Annotated in this window: 15 protein-coding genes; 9 read left to right on the top strand and 6 right to left on the bottom strand. The window is 66.2% G+C overall.

The window, feature by feature from the left end:
* Positions 1 to 14 precede the first annotated feature (14 nt).
* On the top strand, positions 15 to 590 hold the full coding sequence (locus AC07PE_RS20865) for a M23 family metallopeptidase (protein WP_498768029.1): 576 nt from the start codon (positions 15 to 17) through the stop codon (positions 588 to 590).
* Here AC07PE_RS20865 and AC07PE_RS20860 read toward each other — a convergent pair.
* From AC07PE_RS20860 to AC07PE_RS20850, 3 genes are read right to left on the bottom strand one after another with little or no spacing between them, the layout of a single operon-like run.
* Entirely contained in the window at positions 544 to 1,914 is a 1,371-nt protein-coding gene (locus tag AC07PE_RS20860) for an MFS transporter (RefSeq protein ID WP_498768027.1), read from the bottom strand. The two genes, AC07PE_RS20865 and AC07PE_RS20860, sit on opposite strands and share 47 nt — an antisense overlap.
* Positions 1,901 to 2,923, bottom strand: a complete 1,023-nt coding sequence (locus AC07PE_RS20855) for a glucokinase (RefSeq protein WP_498768575.1) — start codon at positions 2,921 to 2,923, stop codon at positions 1,901 to 1,903. The genes AC07PE_RS20860 and AC07PE_RS20855 overlap by 14 nt, the downstream gene beginning before the upstream one ends.
* A 5-nt stretch (positions 2,924 to 2,928) precedes the next feature.
* A complete protein-coding gene (locus AC07PE_RS20850; RefSeq protein WP_498768025.1) occupies positions 2,929 to 4,263 on the bottom strand; it encodes a GH1 family beta-glucosidase in 1,335 nt (444 codons plus the stop codon).
* A 184-nt stretch (positions 4,264 to 4,447) separates the two neighbouring features.
* Here AC07PE_RS20850 and AC07PE_RS20845 point away from each other — a divergent pair, with 184 nt between their 5' ends.
* From AC07PE_RS20845 to AC07PE_RS20835, 3 genes are all read left to right on the top strand, one after another.
* Positions 4,448 to 5,470 carry a LacI family DNA-binding transcriptional regulator gene (locus tag AC07PE_RS20845; RefSeq protein WP_498768023.1) on the top strand — a complete coding sequence of 341 codons (1,023 nt, stop codon included), beginning with the start codon at positions 4,448 to 4,450 and terminating at the stop codon, positions 5,468 to 5,470.
* Positions 5,471 to 5,540: 70 nt separating this feature from the next.
* Positions 5,541 to 7,211, top strand: coding sequence for an alkaline phosphatase family protein (locus AC07PE_RS20840; RefSeq protein WP_498768021.1), 1,671 nt, complete (start codon positions 5,541 to 5,543; stop codon positions 7,209 to 7,211).
* A gap of 91 nt (positions 7,212 to 7,302) precedes the next feature.
* A complete protein-coding gene (locus AC07PE_RS20835; RefSeq protein ID WP_498768019.1) occupies positions 7,303 to 8,769 on the top strand; it encodes a Ppx/GppA phosphatase family protein in 1,467 nt (488 codons plus the stop codon).
* A gap of 1 nt (position 8,770) precedes the next feature.
* Here AC07PE_RS20835 and AC07PE_RS20830 read toward each other — a convergent pair whose 3' ends face one another.
* Complete coding sequence (locus tag AC07PE_RS20830; protein ID WP_498768017.1) at positions 8,771 to 9,049, bottom strand: hypothetical protein; 279 nt, start codon at positions 9,047 to 9,049, stop codon at positions 8,771 to 8,773.
* Positions 9,050 to 9,192: 143 nt separating this feature from the next.
* On the opposite strand from AC07PE_RS20830, the gene AC07PE_RS20825 reads away from it, so the two are divergent.
* The 5 genes from AC07PE_RS20825 to AC07PE_RS20805 all read left to right on the top strand — a co-directional run bounded on the left by AC07PE_RS20825 (position 9,193) and on the right by AC07PE_RS20805 (position 12,591).
* On the top strand, positions 9,193 to 9,732 hold the full coding sequence (locus AC07PE_RS20825; protein ID WP_498768015.1) for a GbsR/MarR family transcriptional regulator: 540 nt from the start codon (positions 9,193 to 9,195) through the stop codon (positions 9,730 to 9,732).
* Positions 9,729 to 10,142, top strand: coding sequence for a thiol-disulfide oxidoreductase DCC family protein (locus tag AC07PE_RS20820; RefSeq protein WP_498768013.1), 414 nt, complete (start codon positions 9,729 to 9,731; stop codon positions 10,140 to 10,142). The genes AC07PE_RS20825 and AC07PE_RS20820 overlap by 4 nt, the downstream gene beginning before the upstream one ends.
* Before the next feature lie 41 nt (positions 10,143 to 10,183).
* Positions 10,184 to 10,600, top strand: coding sequence for a cell division protein (locus tag AC07PE_RS20815; RefSeq protein WP_498768011.1), 417 nt, complete (start codon positions 10,184 to 10,186; stop codon positions 10,598 to 10,600).
* The gene (locus AC07PE_RS20810) at positions 10,597 to 12,072 is read left to right on the top strand and encodes a TIGR01777 family oxidoreductase (protein ID WP_498768009.1); all 1,476 of its coding nucleotides are present in this window, start codon (positions 10,597 to 10,599) and stop codon (positions 12,070 to 12,072) included. The genes AC07PE_RS20815 and AC07PE_RS20810 overlap by 4 nt, the downstream gene beginning before the upstream one ends.
* Before the next feature lie 189 nt (positions 12,073 to 12,261).
* Positions 12,262 to 12,591, top strand: a complete 330-nt coding sequence (locus AC07PE_RS20805) for a hypothetical protein (protein WP_498768007.1) — start codon at positions 12,262 to 12,264, stop codon at positions 12,589 to 12,591.
* Between the two features lie 13 nt (positions 12,592 to 12,604).
* Here the strand turns inward: AC07PE_RS20805 and AC07PE_RS20800 are convergent, their stop codons facing one another.
* Positions 12,605 to 13,078: a SixA phosphatase family protein gene (locus AC07PE_RS20800; protein ID WP_498768005.1), complete on the bottom strand. Its 474-nt coding sequence runs from the start codon at positions 13,076 to 13,078 to the stop codon at positions 12,605 to 12,607.
* The gene (gene ppk1 / locus AC07PE_RS20795) at positions 13,044 to 15,206 is read right to left on the bottom strand and encodes a polyphosphate kinase 1 (RefSeq protein ID WP_498768003.1); all 2,163 of its coding nucleotides are present in this window, start codon (positions 15,204 to 15,206) and stop codon (positions 13,044 to 13,046) included. The genes AC07PE_RS20800 and ppk1 overlap by 35 nt, the downstream gene beginning before the upstream one ends.
* Positions 15,207 to 15,922: the final 716 nt, after the last annotated feature.

Raw genomic sequence — 15,922 nt, 5'->3', positions numbered from 1 at the left:
CCCATATGCGGCGCATGCGAACACTGCTCCGGAGCCTGGCGCTTGCCATCGTCCTGATCGCCCTCGAGGGCCTGCTGCGGCCGTGGCTGAACAATCTCGCCTACGCCATCCGCCTCGGTGCGATGCCGACGCCGCAATCGCTGCCGGTACCTGTTGCCGGTGTAAAACCATCGCAGCTGGCCGATACCTGGGGCGGCGCCCGCAGCGAGGGCCGCAAGCACGAAGGCATCGACATCTTTGCCAGACGCGGCACGCCGGTGCTGGCGTCCACCGAAGGCATCGTGATGCGGGTCGGCACCAACCGGCTGGGCGGCCAGGTGGTGTGGGTGCTGGGGCCGGGCGGGCAGCGCCACTACTACGCGCATCTGGACAGCTACGGCGACGTGCACGCCGGCATGCGCATCGATGCCGGCAGGATCGTTGGCTATGTCGGCAACACGGGCAACGCCGCGACCACGCCGCCGCACCTGCATTACGGTATCTATACGGCGGGCGGCGCCATCAATCCGTTTCCGTTTTTACGGACGGCCGATCGCTACGGCCTCAGGGCGCCGGGGCGGCGCTCGACACCGGCGGTGGATCCGATCTGACTTCTTCCTCCTCAGGCTCGCTGCCGTCGCTGTGGTGGAAGGGCGCGAACCAGCAAGCCAGGAAGGACGGGATGGTCGCGATCATCACGAACACGAAGTAGGACACATAGCCCATCATTTCCTGCAGGTGGCCGCTGATCACGCCGGTCACCATCATGCACAGTCCCATCAGCCCGGTGCCGAAGGCGTAGTGGGTGGTGGTGTAGGGACCCGGCGCCAGCTGCTGCATCAGGTAGATCATGAAGCCCACCGAGCCGAAGCCGAAGAAGAACTTCTCGACCACGACGCCGGCGGTGATGGCCAGCACGCTGGATGGCAGCGCGATGCTCATGACCAGGAAGGTCGCATTCGGGATGTTGATCGCGCAGCACAGCAGGAACAGGGTGCGCTTCAGGCCGCGGCGGGCGACGAACCAGCCGCCCAGCAGGGAACCCAGCAGCACCGCCGCCAGACCGTAGGTGCCGTAGATGACGCCGAGCTGCTCGTTCGACAGCCCGAGCCCGCCGCGCGAGCCCGCGTCGACCATGAAGAAGGGGCCGATCTTTTCGAGGAAGCCGATACTGAGGCGGAACAGGAAGGCGAAGGCGACCATCTTCCACACGCCCGGCTTCTGGAAGAAGGTGACGAAGGAATCGCGCAGGATGTGCCAGGCGCCGCCCATGCTGGTCGGGGTGTTCTGGGCGCGCGCGCCTTCCGGCATGAAGCGCGCGTGCCACAGCGCCATCGCCAGCGTGATGCCGGCCACGATGAAGAAGACCACGCGCCAGGCTTCCATCCAGTCCGGGCCGAACACGCGCGGGTCGTGGTGGAAGACCTCCGCATGCAGGCGCCCGCTCAGGTAGACCAGGAAGCCGGAAGCGACGATCGGGCCGATGTTCCAGGACAGGCTCTGCACCCCGCAATACAAGGCTTGCGCACGGCCGTCGAGCGAGGTCACGTAGACGCCGTCGCTGGCGATGTCCTGGGTGGCGCCGAGGAAGGACATCAGCCAGAACAGCGGCAGCATCACCGTCATGTAGTCGGGCAGGCCCATGGCCAGGCTGGCGCCGGCGAAGCCGAGGCCGATCAGCACCTGCGCGCACAGCACGAAGAATTTCTTGGTGCGGTACATCTCGACGATGGGCGCGAACAGCGGCTTGATCGTGTAGGCCAGGATCAGCATGCTGGAGTAGGCGGCGGCGCGGCCGTTGTCCATGCCCAGGTTCTTGAACATGATGGCCGTGACGCTGGTTAGCATCATGTAGCCGAGGGCCATCGTGAAATAGCCGGTCGGGACCCACAGCAGGGGCGAACGGCGCACGGCCGTTGGTTCAGGCGTAGGCATGGTGGCCTCCTTCGATGAGGGCGGGGCGCGCCCCGAGGTGTTTGGCCAGCATGGTGGCCGCGCCGGACAGCGCCGGCGTGGGCGCATGGATCACGAAGCAGGGGATCTGCGCCGTGAAGCCGGAGAAGCGTCCCTTGTGCTCGAAGCGGGCGCGGAAGGGCGATTCGGCAAACCAGCTGCCCAGGCGCGGCACCACGCCGCCGCCGATGTAGATGCCGCCGCGCGCACACAAGGTGACCGCCAGGTTGGCCGCCATGGTGCCCAGCATGCCGCAGAAGACTTCCAGGGTTTCGCGGCACAGCGGCTCGCCGGCCAGGCCGCGCTCGACGATCAGTGCGGGCGAGGCCTTCTGCGCCGGCGCGCTGCGCATGCTGCTCAGGGCTTCATGGATCAGGGTCAGGCCCGGTCCGGAGACCAGTCGCTCGGCCGACAGATGCGGATAGCGCTGCCAGCAGAAGGACTGGATGCGCTGCTCGCGCTCGTCGGCCGGAGAAAAGGCCACGTGGCCGCCTTCGCTCTGCAGCACGGTCCAGCCGACCGGGTCGTGGCAGGCCGGCACCAGGCCGGCCACGCCCAGGCCCGTACCGGCGCCGAGCACGCCGATCACGGCATCCGGGCGCGCCGCGCCGCCGCCCACCTTGACCAGGTCGGCGGCCGCCAGATCCGGCACCGACATCGCCAGCGCCGCGAAATCGTTCACCACCAGCAGCGTGTCGAGGCCGAGATCTTCGCGCGCCTCTTCGATCGAGAACTGCCAGTGGTGGTTGGTCATCCGGATGAAGTCGCCCTCGACCGGATTGGCGATCGCCACCACGGCATGTTTCACGCTCGTGCGGCGGTGGCGGCGCAAGTAGGCGCGCACGGCGTCGACGAAGCGCGGGTGGCCGTCGCAGGCCAGGGTCGCGCCGTCGGTGATGTGGCCGGGCGCCCGTTCCAGTGCAAAGCGGGCATTGGTGCCGCCGATGTCGGCCACCAGGCGCGGGCCGTCAGGGTAGTCGTCGCGCTCCATGGGGCTCAAGCGGCTTGTCGGGACTGGCGCTGGCCGGCGATGAAGTCGCGGTACCACAGCGCGCTGGCCTTCGGGATGCGCGCCTGGGTCGCGTAATCGACGTAGACGATGCCGAAGCGCTTGGTGTAGCCCGAGTTCCACTCGAAGTTGTCCAGCAGGCTCCAGAGGAAGTAGCCGCGCACGTCCACGCCCTGGTCCATCGCCGCCTTCAGCGCTTCCAGGTGGGTGCGCACGTAGTCGAGGCGCACGGTGTCCTGCACCTCGCCGTGTTCGACGCGGTCGACGGCCGCCATGCCGTTCTCGGTAATGTAGATGGGCGGCAGTTCGTATTCGGCCTTCAGCTGCAGCAGCAAGTCGGTCAGGCCCTGCGGGTAGATTTCCCAGCCCATGTCGGTGAAGCCCATGCCGCCTTGTGGTTTACGCGGCGGGACCTCGGTGCTCATCACCTCGCGGCGGTAGTAGTTCACGCCCAGGAAATCGATGGGCTGGGCGATGATGTCGAAGTCGCCCTCCTGCACGTCCGGGGCGTTGGCGCCGTGGTGGGCGAGGGCCAGCTCCGGGTAGCGGCGCTTGAAGATCGGGTCCATGAACCACTGCACCGAGCGCGCCCATTCCAGCTTCGCCAGCGCGCGGTCGGCTTCGGAATCGGTGGCCGGTTCGGCGGTCCACTGGTTCAGCACGATGCCGAGCTCGGATTTCGGATTCGCGGCGCGCATCGACTGCATTGCCAGGCCGTGCGACAGAAGCAGGTGGTGCGAGACCTGGACCGCCTGCTTCTGGTCCGCCACGCCCGGCGCGAACTGCGCGTTGCCGTAGCCGAGGTTGGCCGTGCACCAGGGTTCGTTGTGGGTGGCGATGGTCACCAGGCGGTCGCCGAAGCGGCGCGCCACTTCATGGGCATAATCGGCGAAGCGGTGGGCGGTGTCGCGCGACATCCAGCCGCCCTCAATCTGCAGGCCCTGCGGCAGGTCCCAGTGATACAGGGTCAGGTGGGGCGCGATGCCCTTGTCCTGCAGCGCATCCATCAGGCGCTTGTAGAAGTCGAAACCCTTTTCGTTCCATGCACCTTTGCCCGCCGGCTGCACGCGCGCCCACGCCATCGAGAAGCGGTAGGCGTCCACGCCCAGCGAGGCCATGAGCGCGACGTCTTCGCGATACAGGTTGTAGTGGTCGCAGGCGACGTCACCGTTGCTGCGGTCGTCGATCTTGGCCGGAATGCGGCAGAAGCTGTCCCAGATCGAGGGACCTTTGCCGTCCGCTTCGGAAGCGCCTTCGATCTGGAAGGCGCTGGTGGCGACGCCCCATGTGAAATTGGCAGGAAAATGCATGGAATGGGTCATGGTTGTGTGAAGGTCGTTCGGCTTGCGTGAAATCGATTTCATACTACAGCCACCGATATTTGCATGTCAAATTGTTTATCGGAAAAAGGATTGATCGGTTTTGCGCGGCAGCGGGGCATTCACGGCCTCGCGGCGAAGATCTGAAACCGGTTTCAACGATGTTGTCCAATGTTATACTGAACGGATGAGAAAAGAGCCCAGCCCAAGCACCCCGATCGTCACGGTCCACGAAGTCGCCCGCGTCGCCGGGGTGTCTGCGGCCACCGTCTCGCGCTTCCTGAATGGCACCGCCAAGGTGTCGGACGAAAAGCGCAAGGCGATCGAAAGCGTGATCGACAAGCTGAACTACAAGCCGAACGTGCTGGCGCGGAACCTCAAGACCGGCAGCTCGCGCACCATCGGCGTGCTGACCCAGTCGCTGGTCTCGGGCTATTTTGCGGACGGCATGGCCGGCATCGACGACGCCCTGCAGGGCACCGGCTACGCGCCGCTGATCGTCTCCGGCCACTGGCATGCGGACGAGGAGGCAGAGCGCATCGAGCTGCTGATCGCGCGCCGCGTCGACGGCCTGGTCATCCTGAGCGGTAACCTGAAGGACGCGCAGATCCTGAAGCTTTCGCAGCGGGTGCCGATCGTCGCCTTCGGCCGCAAGCTGCAGGGCGAGCGGGCCTACGGCTTCAACCTGGACAACTACCGCGGCGCCTGCGAGGCGGTCGAGCACCTGGTGCTGCAGGGCCACCGCCAGATCGCCTTCATCGCCGGCCCGCCGGACCACCGCGATGCGCAGGCCCGCCTGGCCGGTTACCGCGACACGCTGAAGAAGCACAAGATCCAGGAAAGCGCGCCGCTGATCGTGGACGGCGACTTTTCGGAATCCGGCGGCCTGCTGGCGGTCGAGCGCCTGCTGGAGTCCGGCCAGCGCTTCTCCGCCATCTTCGCGGCGAACGACCTGACCGCCTACGGCGCGCGTCTGGCATTGTACCGGCGCGGCATCCGCGTGCCCGAGGACATCTCCCTGATCGGCTTCGACGACCTGCACAGCTCGATGTACACGACGCCGCCGCTGACCACGGTGCGCCAGCCGGTGTTCGACGTCGGCCGCCTGCTCGGCAAGGCGATCGTCCGGATGATAGGCCAGGAACCGCTGGAGCTGGACGTGCCCCAGCTCAGCCTCGTGGTGCGGGAATCGGTGCGGCGCATCTCCTGATCCGCTACCGGCCGCGCCTTGTAGCGGAAATGTCATCAAACTGACATGCGCGCTTCATACAATGCTGCGCATGACCTATTCACTGCGCCTCAAGAATCTCCTGGCTTTCGCGGCCTGCACCGCCGCGCTGGCCGCCGTCTCCATCGACGCCGCCGCGGCATCCCCGAAGGACACCAAGCCGCCCAAGCTGGTGCTGGTGATGGTGATCGACGGCCTGCCATTCGAACAGCTGCAGCGCTACCGTGGCCAGTTCGCGCCCGACGGCGGCCTGCGCCGCCTGCTGGAGCAGGGCACTTACTTCACCAATGCGCATCAGGCCCATGGCGTGACCGTGACGGCGGTCGGTCACTCGGCGGTGCTGAGCGGCGCCTATCCCTACCGCCACGGCATCATCGGCAATAACTGGATGGACGCCGGCGGCCGCCTGGTCTACTGCACCGAGGACGCGAACCACAAATACATCGGCGAAGAGACGGGCGAGCATGACGGCACCTCGCCGGCCAGGCTGCGCGTCGACACCCTCGGCGACCAGTTGCGCTACGCCTCCGGCAACCGCAGCAGGGTGGTGGCGGTGTCCGGCAAGGACCGCGGCGCCATCCTCCTGGCAGGCAAGACCGGCACCGCGTATATGTTCATGGACAAGACCGGCGACTTCGCGTCCAGCACCTACTACATGCAGCAGCACCCGGCCTGGGCCGAGGCCCACAACAAGGCCAAGCCGCAGGATCGCTACTACGCCAAATCCTGGAAGCCGCTGCTGGCCGCGAGCGCCTATGCGGACGATGCGCCGGACCCGGAACCGAGCCTGAAGAGCCCGAACCGCTTTCCCTTCACCTTCTACAGCGAGAGCGGCGAACCAGGCGCCGACTACTACACGCGCCTGAAGGCCAGCCCGGCCATCGACGAGCTGACCCTGGAATTCGCCCGCGCCGCCGTCGAGGGCGAAAGCCTGGGCACGAACCCGAGCGGCGCCACCGACCTGCTGGGCGTGAGCCTGTCCGGGCACGACTACGTGAACCATGCCTACGGCCCGGAAAGCCGGATGTCGCACGACCACCTGCAGCAGCTCGACCGCATGCTGGGCGGCTTCTTCAAGTACATCGACCGGCGCGTCGGCAAGGACAATGTGCTGGTGGTGCTGACCGCTGACCACGGCTTTGCGAATACCGCCGAGTTCTCGCAGAGCCGCCACCTGGACGCCCGCCGCATCGACCCGAAGTCGCTGCTGGCCGGCCTGGAACAGGCGCTGGGCGCGCGCTTCGGCATCGCCGGGCTGGTGAAGAATTCGTATCCGCCCGAGGTCTATCTCGACTACGCGGCGATCGAGCGCCACAAGCTTTCGCGCAAGGAGGTCGAGGACGCCGCCGCGCAGTGGCTGCTGGGCCAGCCGGGCATCGCCGAAGTGTTTACCCGCAGCCAGCTGGAGCAGGGCGTGGCGGGCAAGTCGCGCCTCGGACTCCTGATGCAGCGCGCATGGAACCGCGAGCTGTCCGGCGACCTGATGCTGGTGACGAGCGCCTACTCGTCCTTCGGCGCCGGCGACAGCGGCGCCACTCACGGCACGCCCTGGGCCTACGACACCCAGGTGCCGCTGGTATTGATGGGCAAACCGTGGATCCGCAGCGGCGCGGCGCCGCAATACGCCGAGGTGGTCGACATCGCGCCGACCCTGGCCCACCTGCTGCGCCTGCGCCTGCCTGCCGGCGCCGAGGGGCGGGTGCTGAGCGAAGCGCTGAAATGAGGCGGACATGAAAACTGCCGGAACGTTGATCCGTGCTCCTCAGCCCCACGTGGCGGCTATACTGCACACAACGCCAACCCGGACAGATTCCATGTACGCAGCAGTCGACTTAGGCTCCAACAGCTTCCGCCTCCACATCGGCGAACCCATCGCTGGGCAGATGCACATCGTGCGCACCGCGCGCGACCCGATCCGTCTGGCCGCCGGCCTGGGGCCGGACGGGGCGCTGACCCCGGAGGCGATGGAAACGGCCGTGCGCAGCCTGCGCGATTTCAGCGCCATCCTGCGCCAGCACCGCCTGGACGCCGTGCGCGTGGTCGCCACCAACACCATGCGCGTGGCCACCAATGCCGAGCAGCTGCTGCCGCGCCTGGAAGCGGCGATCGGCTATCCGGTCGAAGTCATCTCCGGCGAGGAAGAAGGACGCCTGATCTACATGGGCGTGGCCTGCGCGCTGGCGCGGCCCGGGGCCGGTCCAGCCGAGCAGCGCCTGGTGATCGACGTCGGCGGCGGCTCGACCGAGGTGATCGCCGGCCGCGGCGACGAGATCCACCTGGTCGAATCCTTCAGCACCGGCACCCATCCGCAGAGCGCGGCATATTTTCCGGGCGGGACCGTCAGCGCCGAGGCCTTCGATGCCGCCGTCAACGCCGCGCGCGCCCTGTTCGAGGACGCCGCCGACCAGTACCGCGCGCACGGCTGGCAGGCCGCCTACGGCTCGTCTGGCACCATCCGCGCAATCAATGAAGTCATCTCGCGCAACCGCCTCGGCGACGGCACGATGTCCGTCGACAGCCTGCTGGCCCTGCGCGACAAACTCATAGCAGCCGGCCACGTCGACGCCTTCGACCTGCCCGGCATCAAGCGCGAACGCGTGATCGTGATGGCGGGTGGGCTCAGCGTGCTACTCGCCGCCATGCAGGAGTTCGGAGTGCGTGCCATGACTGCGATTAATGCCGGCCTGCGCCTGGGCGTGCTGTCCGACCTCGAGCTGCGCGCCCACCGCAGCGACCGCCGCGACAGCGCGATCCAGGATTGCATGCGCCGCTTCGGCGTCGACGAGGGACGCGCCCTGCGCACCGCGGCCATCGCGCGCCAGCTCTACGACCGCCTGGCGACCAGCGACGAAAGCCTGCGCCGCCACCTGCTGTGGGGCTGCATGCTGCACGAGGTGGGGCAGGCGGTCTCGCACACCGGCGCCCACAAGCACGCCGCCTACATCGTCGAACATGCCGACCTGCCGGGCTTCACCAACCGCGAGCAACGCCTGTTGAGCACCATCGTGCTGGCCCAGAAGGGCAACCTGCGCAAGGTGAGGGATGCGCTGGGCGCGCCCGACCTGGCGAGAAGCGTGCTGGCGATCCGCCTGGCCACCGTGTTCATGCACGCGCGCGTGGACGGCGACCTCGATGGCATCAAGCTGCGCATGAAGAACCGCATCGAGATCGACACCCCGCGCGGCTGGCTGCGGCAGCACCCGACGGTGGCGGCCTGGTTCGACAAGGAGGCTGCGGCCTGGGCCGAGGTCGGGGTCGGGTTCCAGGTGGCGCAGGTTTAATTCAAGGCGAGCTTTCGTCGCGCATGCTCTGCGGCTCGCCCTTCCAGAAGTAGATCCCGAGCAGCAGTGCGCCCATCAGCAGACCCCAGGTGCTCAGTACCAGCGGGCCGTGTTGGGCCAGGACGATCTCGCCGCCGATGAGGACGACGAAAAAGACTGCCAGCACGACCCAGCCCTGCCAGACGACGGGCAAGCCCCAGCCCCAGCCATTGCGCGCCGGGCGCACCGGGAACCAGTAGCGCTTGCTGTTTGTTGTGGAAAGCAGAGTGTGTTGTCGCATGAATTCTCCTATCTGCACATCTTACAAAAGCAGAGGAGTGAAAAGACTCGCGAATTGTCACATCAGAAACTTTTAACGATTTAGTTTGACATTGTATTCAGTATGTTCTTTAATTTCTGCATTAACAGAAATAAGAGAAAATCATGCTGAACAGCCCGACCGCGCAGAAATTCATCCTCCACTGGGGCGAAATGGGCACCCGCTGGGGTGTCAACCGCACCGTCGCCCAGATCCACGCGCTGCTGTTCCTGGCCGATCGGCCGCTCAGCGCCGACGACATCGTCGAGACCCTGGGCGTGGCGCGCTCGAACGTCAGCAACAGCCTGAAGGAGCTGCAGAGCTGGAAGCTGGTGAAGGTGACCCACATGCTCGGCGACCGCCGCGACCACTTCACGGCCTTGCAGGATGTCTGGGAAATCTTCCGCGTCATCGTCGAGGAGCGCAAGCGCCGCGAGATCGATCCGACCCTGACCGTGCTGCGCGAATGCGCGATCGAGGGCACTCAGGATCCGGAACTCGACGCGGCGGCGTTGGCGCGCATGCAGACCACGCTGGACTTCCTCGAGATGCTCAGCACCAGCTTCGAGGACTACAAGCACCTGTCGCCGCAGACCCTGCAGCGCATTTTGAAAATGGGCGGCGCCGTGGCGCGCTTCCTGCCGAACGGGAAGGAGGCGTCATGATGCTCACCCTGTATTACGACGGCCTGTGCCCCTTCTGCGTTCGCTCGATGCGCCAGCTGCGCACCTGGGACGCTGCCGGCAAGCTGGCCTTCGTCGACGTCGCCGCGCCCGGGTTCGATCCTTCGGTGCTGGGCGTGCACATGGCGGCGCTGAACCGCGAAGTGCATGGCCGTACGCGTGAAGGCGAGGTCCTGGTGGGCATCGATACCATGTTGGCGGCCTATACCCTGGCCGGCCGCGGATGGCTGGTGTGGCCGCTGCGGGTGCGCCTGCTGCGGCCCGCGCTGGCGAGCGCTTATCGCTGGTTCGCGCGGCACCGCTATGCGATCTCGACGCGCCTGGGCTACCGCCTGCCGGCCGCCTGCGATGGCGATGCCTGCGCCATCGGCAATCCATTCCTGAAGCGATAAGGGAGGATCGAATGGCGCATTCTGGGATCCGGAAGTTTGCAGTGAATTGGCTGATCGCGGTGTGCGCCGTGCACGTGGCGGTTGGCGCGCTGCTGCCCTGGCTGGGCGGGGCGGCGCTGTTTGACGGCTACCACCGGGGCATCGAAAGCGCCTTCTGGCCGGCCGGCGCACCTGTCGAAGCGCGCGGCTTGCAGACCTGGTGGGTCGGCCTGTTCGGTGCGACTATCCAGGCGATGGCACTGTTCATGCTCGCACTGGTCCGCCTGGCGGACCGCCTGCGCCAGCCGTCGATCTGGCTGTGGCTGATCGCCGGCCTCGTGCTCTGGGCGCCGCAGGACATGCTGGTCTCGCTGCGTGCCGATTGCTGGCCGCACGTGGCGGCCGATGTGTTCGCGCTGGCGGTGATGCTGCCACCGCTCGTGTGGCTGTGGCTGCACGACAGGAGGGTAGCCGCATGAACACGCATACCCTGGCATTGCAGTTGATGGCGGCGCAGGGCTGCCTGGGCGCCTTCGACACGCTCTACCACCACGAGCTGACCGAAAGCCTGGCGCAGAAGACGACGGCGCGCAAGGAACTAGCGATCCACGCGGTGCGCGCGCTGATCTACGCGCTGCTGTTCGTAGGCCTGGCTTATTGGGAGTGGCATGGCGCGCTGGCATATGTGCTGGTGGCCGTGTTCGCGGTCGAAATCGTGCTGACCCTGTGGGACTTCGTGGTCGAAGACCGCAGCCGCCTGCTGCCCGCGACGGAACGGGTGACGCATACGGTCCTGGCCATCAACGGCGGCGCTTTCATTACCTTGCTGGCGCTGAACGTGGGCGACTGGGCCGCGCTGCCGGCAGGATTCAGCTGGAGCCCGCAGGGCTGGCTGAGCGCCTTCCTCGCGCTGTGCGGCATCGGGGTCGGCCTGTCGGGCGTGCGCGATGGCTTGGCGGCGCTGCGGCTCGGGCGGCTGACCGATGGCGAACGCGATTCGCCGCCGGTCGTGTTCGACGCGGTCAAGCGCACGGTGCTGGTGACCGGCGCAACCGGCTTCGTCGGCCAGAACCTGGTGCGGGCGCTGCTGCGCGACGGCCATCAGGTGATCGCACTGACGCGCCAGGCCAGGCAGGCCGCCTGGGCCTTCGAGGGCAGGGTGCGCTGCATCGAAGCGATGGACGAGCTGAGCGCGGCGACGCGGGTCGATGTGGTGGTCAACCTGGCCGGCGCCCGCATCCTCGGGCCGCGCTGGAGCGATGCGCGCAAGGAAGCGCTGCGCCGCAGCCGCGTCCAGCTGACCCGGCGCGTGGTCGCGTGGATTGCGCGCGCGGAGCACAAGCCCTTCGTGTTCCTGTCGGCGTCCGCGATCGGCTTCTACGGTATCCAGCCCATCGGAGACCAGGCAGCCTTGGCCGAAGCCGCGCCGCCGCAGCCGATGTTCATGTCCGACCTGTGCCGCGAGTGGGAAGCGGCGGCAGGGGAGGCTGCGCAGTACGGCGTGCGGGTGGAGTGCATGCGCTTTGGCCTGGTGCTCGGGACGGGCGGGGCACTGCCGGCGATGATGCTGCCCATCCTGCTCGGGCTGGGCGGCAGACTGGGCGGCGGGCGCCAGTGGCTGTCATGGATACATGTGGACGACGTGGTGCGTGGCATGGCGCATCGCTGGCAGCAGGCGCTGAGGGCGGGGCAGCCTGTCAGCGCGGAGGCCGGCGTTACCAACTTCACGGCGCCGGAATGCGTCAGCCAGGCGGATTTCAGCCGCACCGCAGCGCGTATCTGGCATCGTCCCGCGATCTTGCCGACGCCCGGCTGGCCGATGCGGCTGGCGCTGGGCGAACAGGCCGACCTGCTGCTGGAGGGGCAGCGGGTCGTACCGGCGCGCCTGGAACGGGAAGGATTCGTGTTCCGCTATCCAGGGCTGGCGCAGGCGCTGCAAAGCCTGAAATAGGAAGTCGGGGCGCCCGCTCGGGCTGGCGCTCCTCTTAAATTATGCAACTAACCGACGAAAGAGTTCAAATCCACAGGCACCGGGCCTGAACGGCCCGACAGCCATCAGTAATTGACGGGGAAGGAGCCTTCCCGCAAAATCCATTGTCATTTCATACACCGCCGCAGGCCAGGGCGCAAAGGAGCACGCATGCACATTTGTCCGCAATGTCACGTCGCCTTGATCCCGGCTCGCCATGCTTTTGTCGTGATGCCGCTGCTGGAAACGCCAATCGGCTGCAGTCACTGCGGCGCCCAGCTGACACTGCGCCGCGGTATGGGCGACGTCCTCACGCAACTGCCGATGTTCCTTACCGCGATGGTGGGAATCCGGTTCGAGGCGCCGATCGCGTTCTTCATGTGGTCGTTGTTCGTTTCGGCCATTGCCGGTATGGCCATCTGGGCCAACTTCGTGCGCTACAAAGTCGTCGAGGAAGCGCTTCCGTTCAAGCCGCACCCATCCAGCCCACCGCGTTGCTGATGGCGTTGAAGGCTTAACGCAGCTTCCCGACCAGATCCGGCCCCACCGCCAGCCGCACGAAGGGCGCCGGATCGGCCTCGCCTTTGTGCGAGATCCAGAATACGCTGGCCTTGCGGATCTTCCAGTCATGCGGTTCGCCGCTGAAGATCAGCGAGGCCACCTGGCCCAGCAGCGGGTTGTGGCCGACGATGACGACCGCCTGGCGCGCGTTCGGCCAGCCGCTCGCTTCAAGGATGGCCTGCGGGGTCGAGTCGGTGTTGAGGGCGTCGACAGTGTGGAACTTGCGGCCCAGCGCCTCGGCGGTCTGTACGCAGCGGGTGGCGGGGCTGGTCAGGATGCGGCACTGCGAGGGCAGCTGGCGGTCGAGCCAGGCGCCGACGCGGGAGGCGTGACGCGAGCCCTTCGGCGTCAGCACGCGCAGCTGGTCGGCCAGTTCGTCGGGCTTGTGTGGTTCAGCCTCGGCGTGACGCCACAGGATCAGTTCCATGCTCATTATCCTTATTGTGTTGGTCCACCGACGCATCGAGGCCCAGCGACTCCATCAGCTGCAGCTGGGCGCTGTAGGGCGTCTGGCTGCCGCGCGGTTTCCGGCGCCGGTAGTGGCCGTCGCTGCCCAGCTCCCAGGCGTTGACGTTGTCCTTCAGGTAGACCTGCAGTCCCTCGCGGATCACGCGTTTCTTGAGCGCCGGGGAGCGGACCGGGAAGGCGATCTCCACGCGGCGGAACAGGTTGCGGTTCATCCAGTCGGCGCTGCTCAGCCAGATGTCGTGCTTGAGGTTGTTGCGGAAGTAGAAGATACGGCTGTGTTCCAGGAAGCGGCCGACGATCGAGCGCACCCGGATGTTCTCGGACAGCCCCGGCACCCCGGGCCGCAGCGAGCAGGCGCCGCGCACGATCAGGTCGATGCGCACGCCGTCGTTCGAGGCGTCGTACAGCGCGCGGATCACGGATTCGTCGGTCAGCGAATTCATCTTCGCGATGATGCGGCCCGGCTTGCCATCGCGCGCGATCGCGGCTTCCTGGCGGATCGCCTTCACCACTTCCTTCTGCAGCGAGAAGGGCGCCAGCCAGATGCTTGACAACTGAGTCGGGCGCGTCATGCTGGTGAGATGGATGAAGACTTCGTTGACGTCGGCGGTGATGTCCTCGCTGGAGGTCAGCAGGCCGAAGTCGGTGTAGTGCTTGGCCGTGGTCGGGTTGTAGTTGCCGGTGCCGAGGTGGGCGTAGCGGCGCAGGCCATCCTGCTCGCGGCGCAGCACCAGGGCGAGCTTGGCGTGGGTCTTCAGGCCCACGACGCCGTACACGACCTGGGCGCCGGCTTCTTCCAGGCGCTCGGCCCAGTTGATGTTGGCTTCCTCATCAAAGCGCGCCATCAGCTCGACGATGACCGTCACTTCCTTGCCGCGCAGCGCCGCGTTGATCAGCGCTTCCATCAGTTCGGAATTCGCGCCGGCGCGGTAGATGGTCTGCTTGATCGCCACCACGTTCGGATCGGCGGCGGCGCAGCGGATGAAGTCGATGACCGGCTCGAAGGACTGGAAGGGATGGTGCAGCAGCACGTCCTGGCGGCCGAGCACCGCGAAGATATCCTGGTGATTGACCAGCTTGGCCGGGAAGCCCGGCACGAAGGGCGCAAACTTCAGCTCGGGCCGTGCATTGCTGTTGACCAGTTCCAGCAGGCGGCCCATGTTGACTGGGCCGTCGACGGCGAACAGGCGCGAGCGCTCGATCGAGAACTGGTCGAGCAGGAAGTCGGCCAGGTGGCGCGGGCAGCCGCGGCCCACCTCGAGGCGCACCGCGAAGCCGTAGTTGCGGCTATGGAGCTCGCTTTGCAGCGCCTGGCGCAAATTCTTGACCTCTTCCTCGTCGACCCACAGGTCGCTGTTGCGGGTCACGCGGAACTGCGAGTAGGACACCACTTCGCGCCCGGTGAACAGGTCGGACATGTGAGCCTGGATCACCGAGGACAGCAGGCAGTAGGAGGCGCCCGGCTTGTCGGACAATTCGTCCGGCAGGCGGATCACGCGCGGCAGCACGCGCGGCGCCTTCATGATCGCGATGCCGGTGCCGCGCCCGAAGGCGTCCTTGCCGGACAGCTCGACGATGAAGTTCAGGCTCTTGTTGATCACGCGCGGGAAAGGGTGCGCGGGATCGAGGCCCACCGGCGTGAGCAGCGGCCGCACTTCCTTGTCGAAGTACTGCTTGACCCAGGCCTTTTGGGCGGCGTTGCGGTCGGAGCGGCGCAGCAGGTGGATGCCGTTCTCGGACAGGCGCGGCAGGATTTCGTCGTTCAGCTGGGCGTACTGGCGCGCAATGATCTGGCGGCATTCCTCGCTGGCGCCGTCGAGGTTGATGCTGGCGGTGTCGTCGGCGCCGCTCTGGTGGCGGTGCTGGGCTAGCAGGCTGGCGACCCGCACTTCGAAGAATTCGTCAAGGTTGCTGCTGACGATGCACAGGAAGCGCAGCCGCTCGAGCAGGGGCACGGACGGATCCTCGGCCTGCGCCAATACGCGCCGGTTGAATTCCAGCAGCGAGATCTCCCGGTTCAGGAAGGAGATCTGGCCGTCGGCGATGGCCGCGGCCAGTGCCGCGTCCGGTTTTGACTTCATATCCATTGGGCTCGAATATTTCACTCGTGGCAACAGAGTATGGAAGCCGAATGTGACAAGAGCGTTACAAGGGCTGTGCCAGGTGAGCGATGACCGTCCCGGCCCACCGAGGCCAGGTCCTGCTCAGATCATAGCGCGCCTTCGGGAATGGTGGCGCGGGGCCGGCGGGTTACTTGCTTTTAGAGAAATGCTCCTCGTACACTGAGAGCGCCTGATAAAACCCGTGGTGGTTGCAAGAGAAACAGCCGCGTACACTGGGCCTTATCGGTCGTCCGGTACCGGCCAGAAGCGGACGTACAGATACCCTTGAGGGGCTAGCAAAATTACGAACTCGACGTTTCACCAAAAATCGTATGTATGTGTTCACGTCTTCGATCAATCACGACCAGTCCTACTGGTAAACAGAGAAGATGGCGACTGGTGTTTCCTTTGTGGGGACATCCATCCCGATAGCGCTGACCATTACCGGGTCGTCGGCCTAGGGCATGTGATTGAACGAGACCCTTCCCTTAGCTCAATTTTGGATCTACTGCCCAACCAAGAAGCCGAGCGAGTCGCGGTTGGGGGACAGTGGATACGGACAGCTCTACAACCTCAGTGAGCTTCAGTCTTATGGCCACAACGAGTCGAGCGACTGCTTCGGGTCTATTGTGTTGAAAAACTCTTGGGCAAGCAGCAGTCCTTGATGAAGTAACTGTACAGGAAGGACGAGCGGCTGGCCC

This window comes from Telluria sp. GW821-FHT07G12 (assembly GCF_059418525.1).
The sequence above is the reverse complement of the archived record's forward strand: the minus strand, read 5'-3'. Positions and strand labels throughout refer to the sequence as shown.

What these genes read in the sequence shown, in the direction of transcription:
- AC07PE_RS20865 (WP_498768029.1), top strand. Translation starts at nt 15, where the DNA reads ATGCGAACACTGCTCCGGAGCCTGGCGCTTGCCATCGTCCTGATCGCC.
- AC07PE_RS20860 (WP_498768027.1), bottom strand. Translation starts at nt 1,914, where the DNA reads ATGCCTACGCCTGAACCAACGGCCGTGCGCCGTTCGCCCCTGCTGTGG.
- AC07PE_RS20855 (WP_498768575.1), bottom strand. Translation starts at nt 2,923, where the DNA reads ATGGAGCGCGACGACTACCCTGACGGCCCGCGCCTGGTGGCCGACATC.
- AC07PE_RS20850 (WP_498768025.1), bottom strand. Translation starts at nt 4,263, where the DNA reads ATGACCCATTCCATGCATTTTCCTGCCAATTTCACATGGGGCGTCGCC.
- AC07PE_RS20845 (WP_498768023.1), top strand. Translation starts at nt 4,448, where the DNA reads ATGAGAAAAGAGCCCAGCCCAAGCACCCCGATCGTCACGGTCCACGAA.
- AC07PE_RS20840 (WP_498768021.1), top strand. Translation starts at nt 5,541, where the DNA reads ATGACCTATTCACTGCGCCTCAAGAATCTCCTGGCTTTCGCGGCCTGC.
- AC07PE_RS20835 (WP_498768019.1), top strand. Translation starts at nt 7,303, where the DNA reads ATGTACGCAGCAGTCGACTTAGGCTCCAACAGCTTCCGCCTCCACATC.
- AC07PE_RS20830 (WP_498768017.1), bottom strand. Translation starts at nt 9,049, where the DNA reads ATGCGACAACACACTCTGCTTTCCACAACAAACAGCAAGCGCTACTGG.
- AC07PE_RS20825 (WP_498768015.1), top strand. Translation starts at nt 9,193, where the DNA reads ATGCTGAACAGCCCGACCGCGCAGAAATTCATCCTCCACTGGGGCGAA.
- AC07PE_RS20820 (WP_498768013.1), top strand. Translation starts at nt 9,729, where the DNA reads ATGATGCTCACCCTGTATTACGACGGCCTGTGCCCCTTCTGCGTTCGC.
- AC07PE_RS20810 (WP_498768009.1), top strand. Translation starts at nt 10,597, where the DNA reads ATGAACACGCATACCCTGGCATTGCAGTTGATGGCGGCGCAGGGCTGC.
- AC07PE_RS20805 (WP_498768007.1), top strand. Translation starts at nt 12,262, where the DNA reads ATGCACATTTGTCCGCAATGTCACGTCGCCTTGATCCCGGCTCGCCAT.
- AC07PE_RS20800 (WP_498768005.1), bottom strand. Translation starts at nt 13,078, where the DNA reads ATGGAACTGATCCTGTGGCGTCACGCCGAGGCTGAACCACACAAGCCC.
- ppk1 (WP_498768003.1), bottom strand. Translation starts at nt 15,206, where the DNA reads ATGGATATGAAGTCAAAACCGGACGCGGCACTGGCCGCGGCCATCGCC.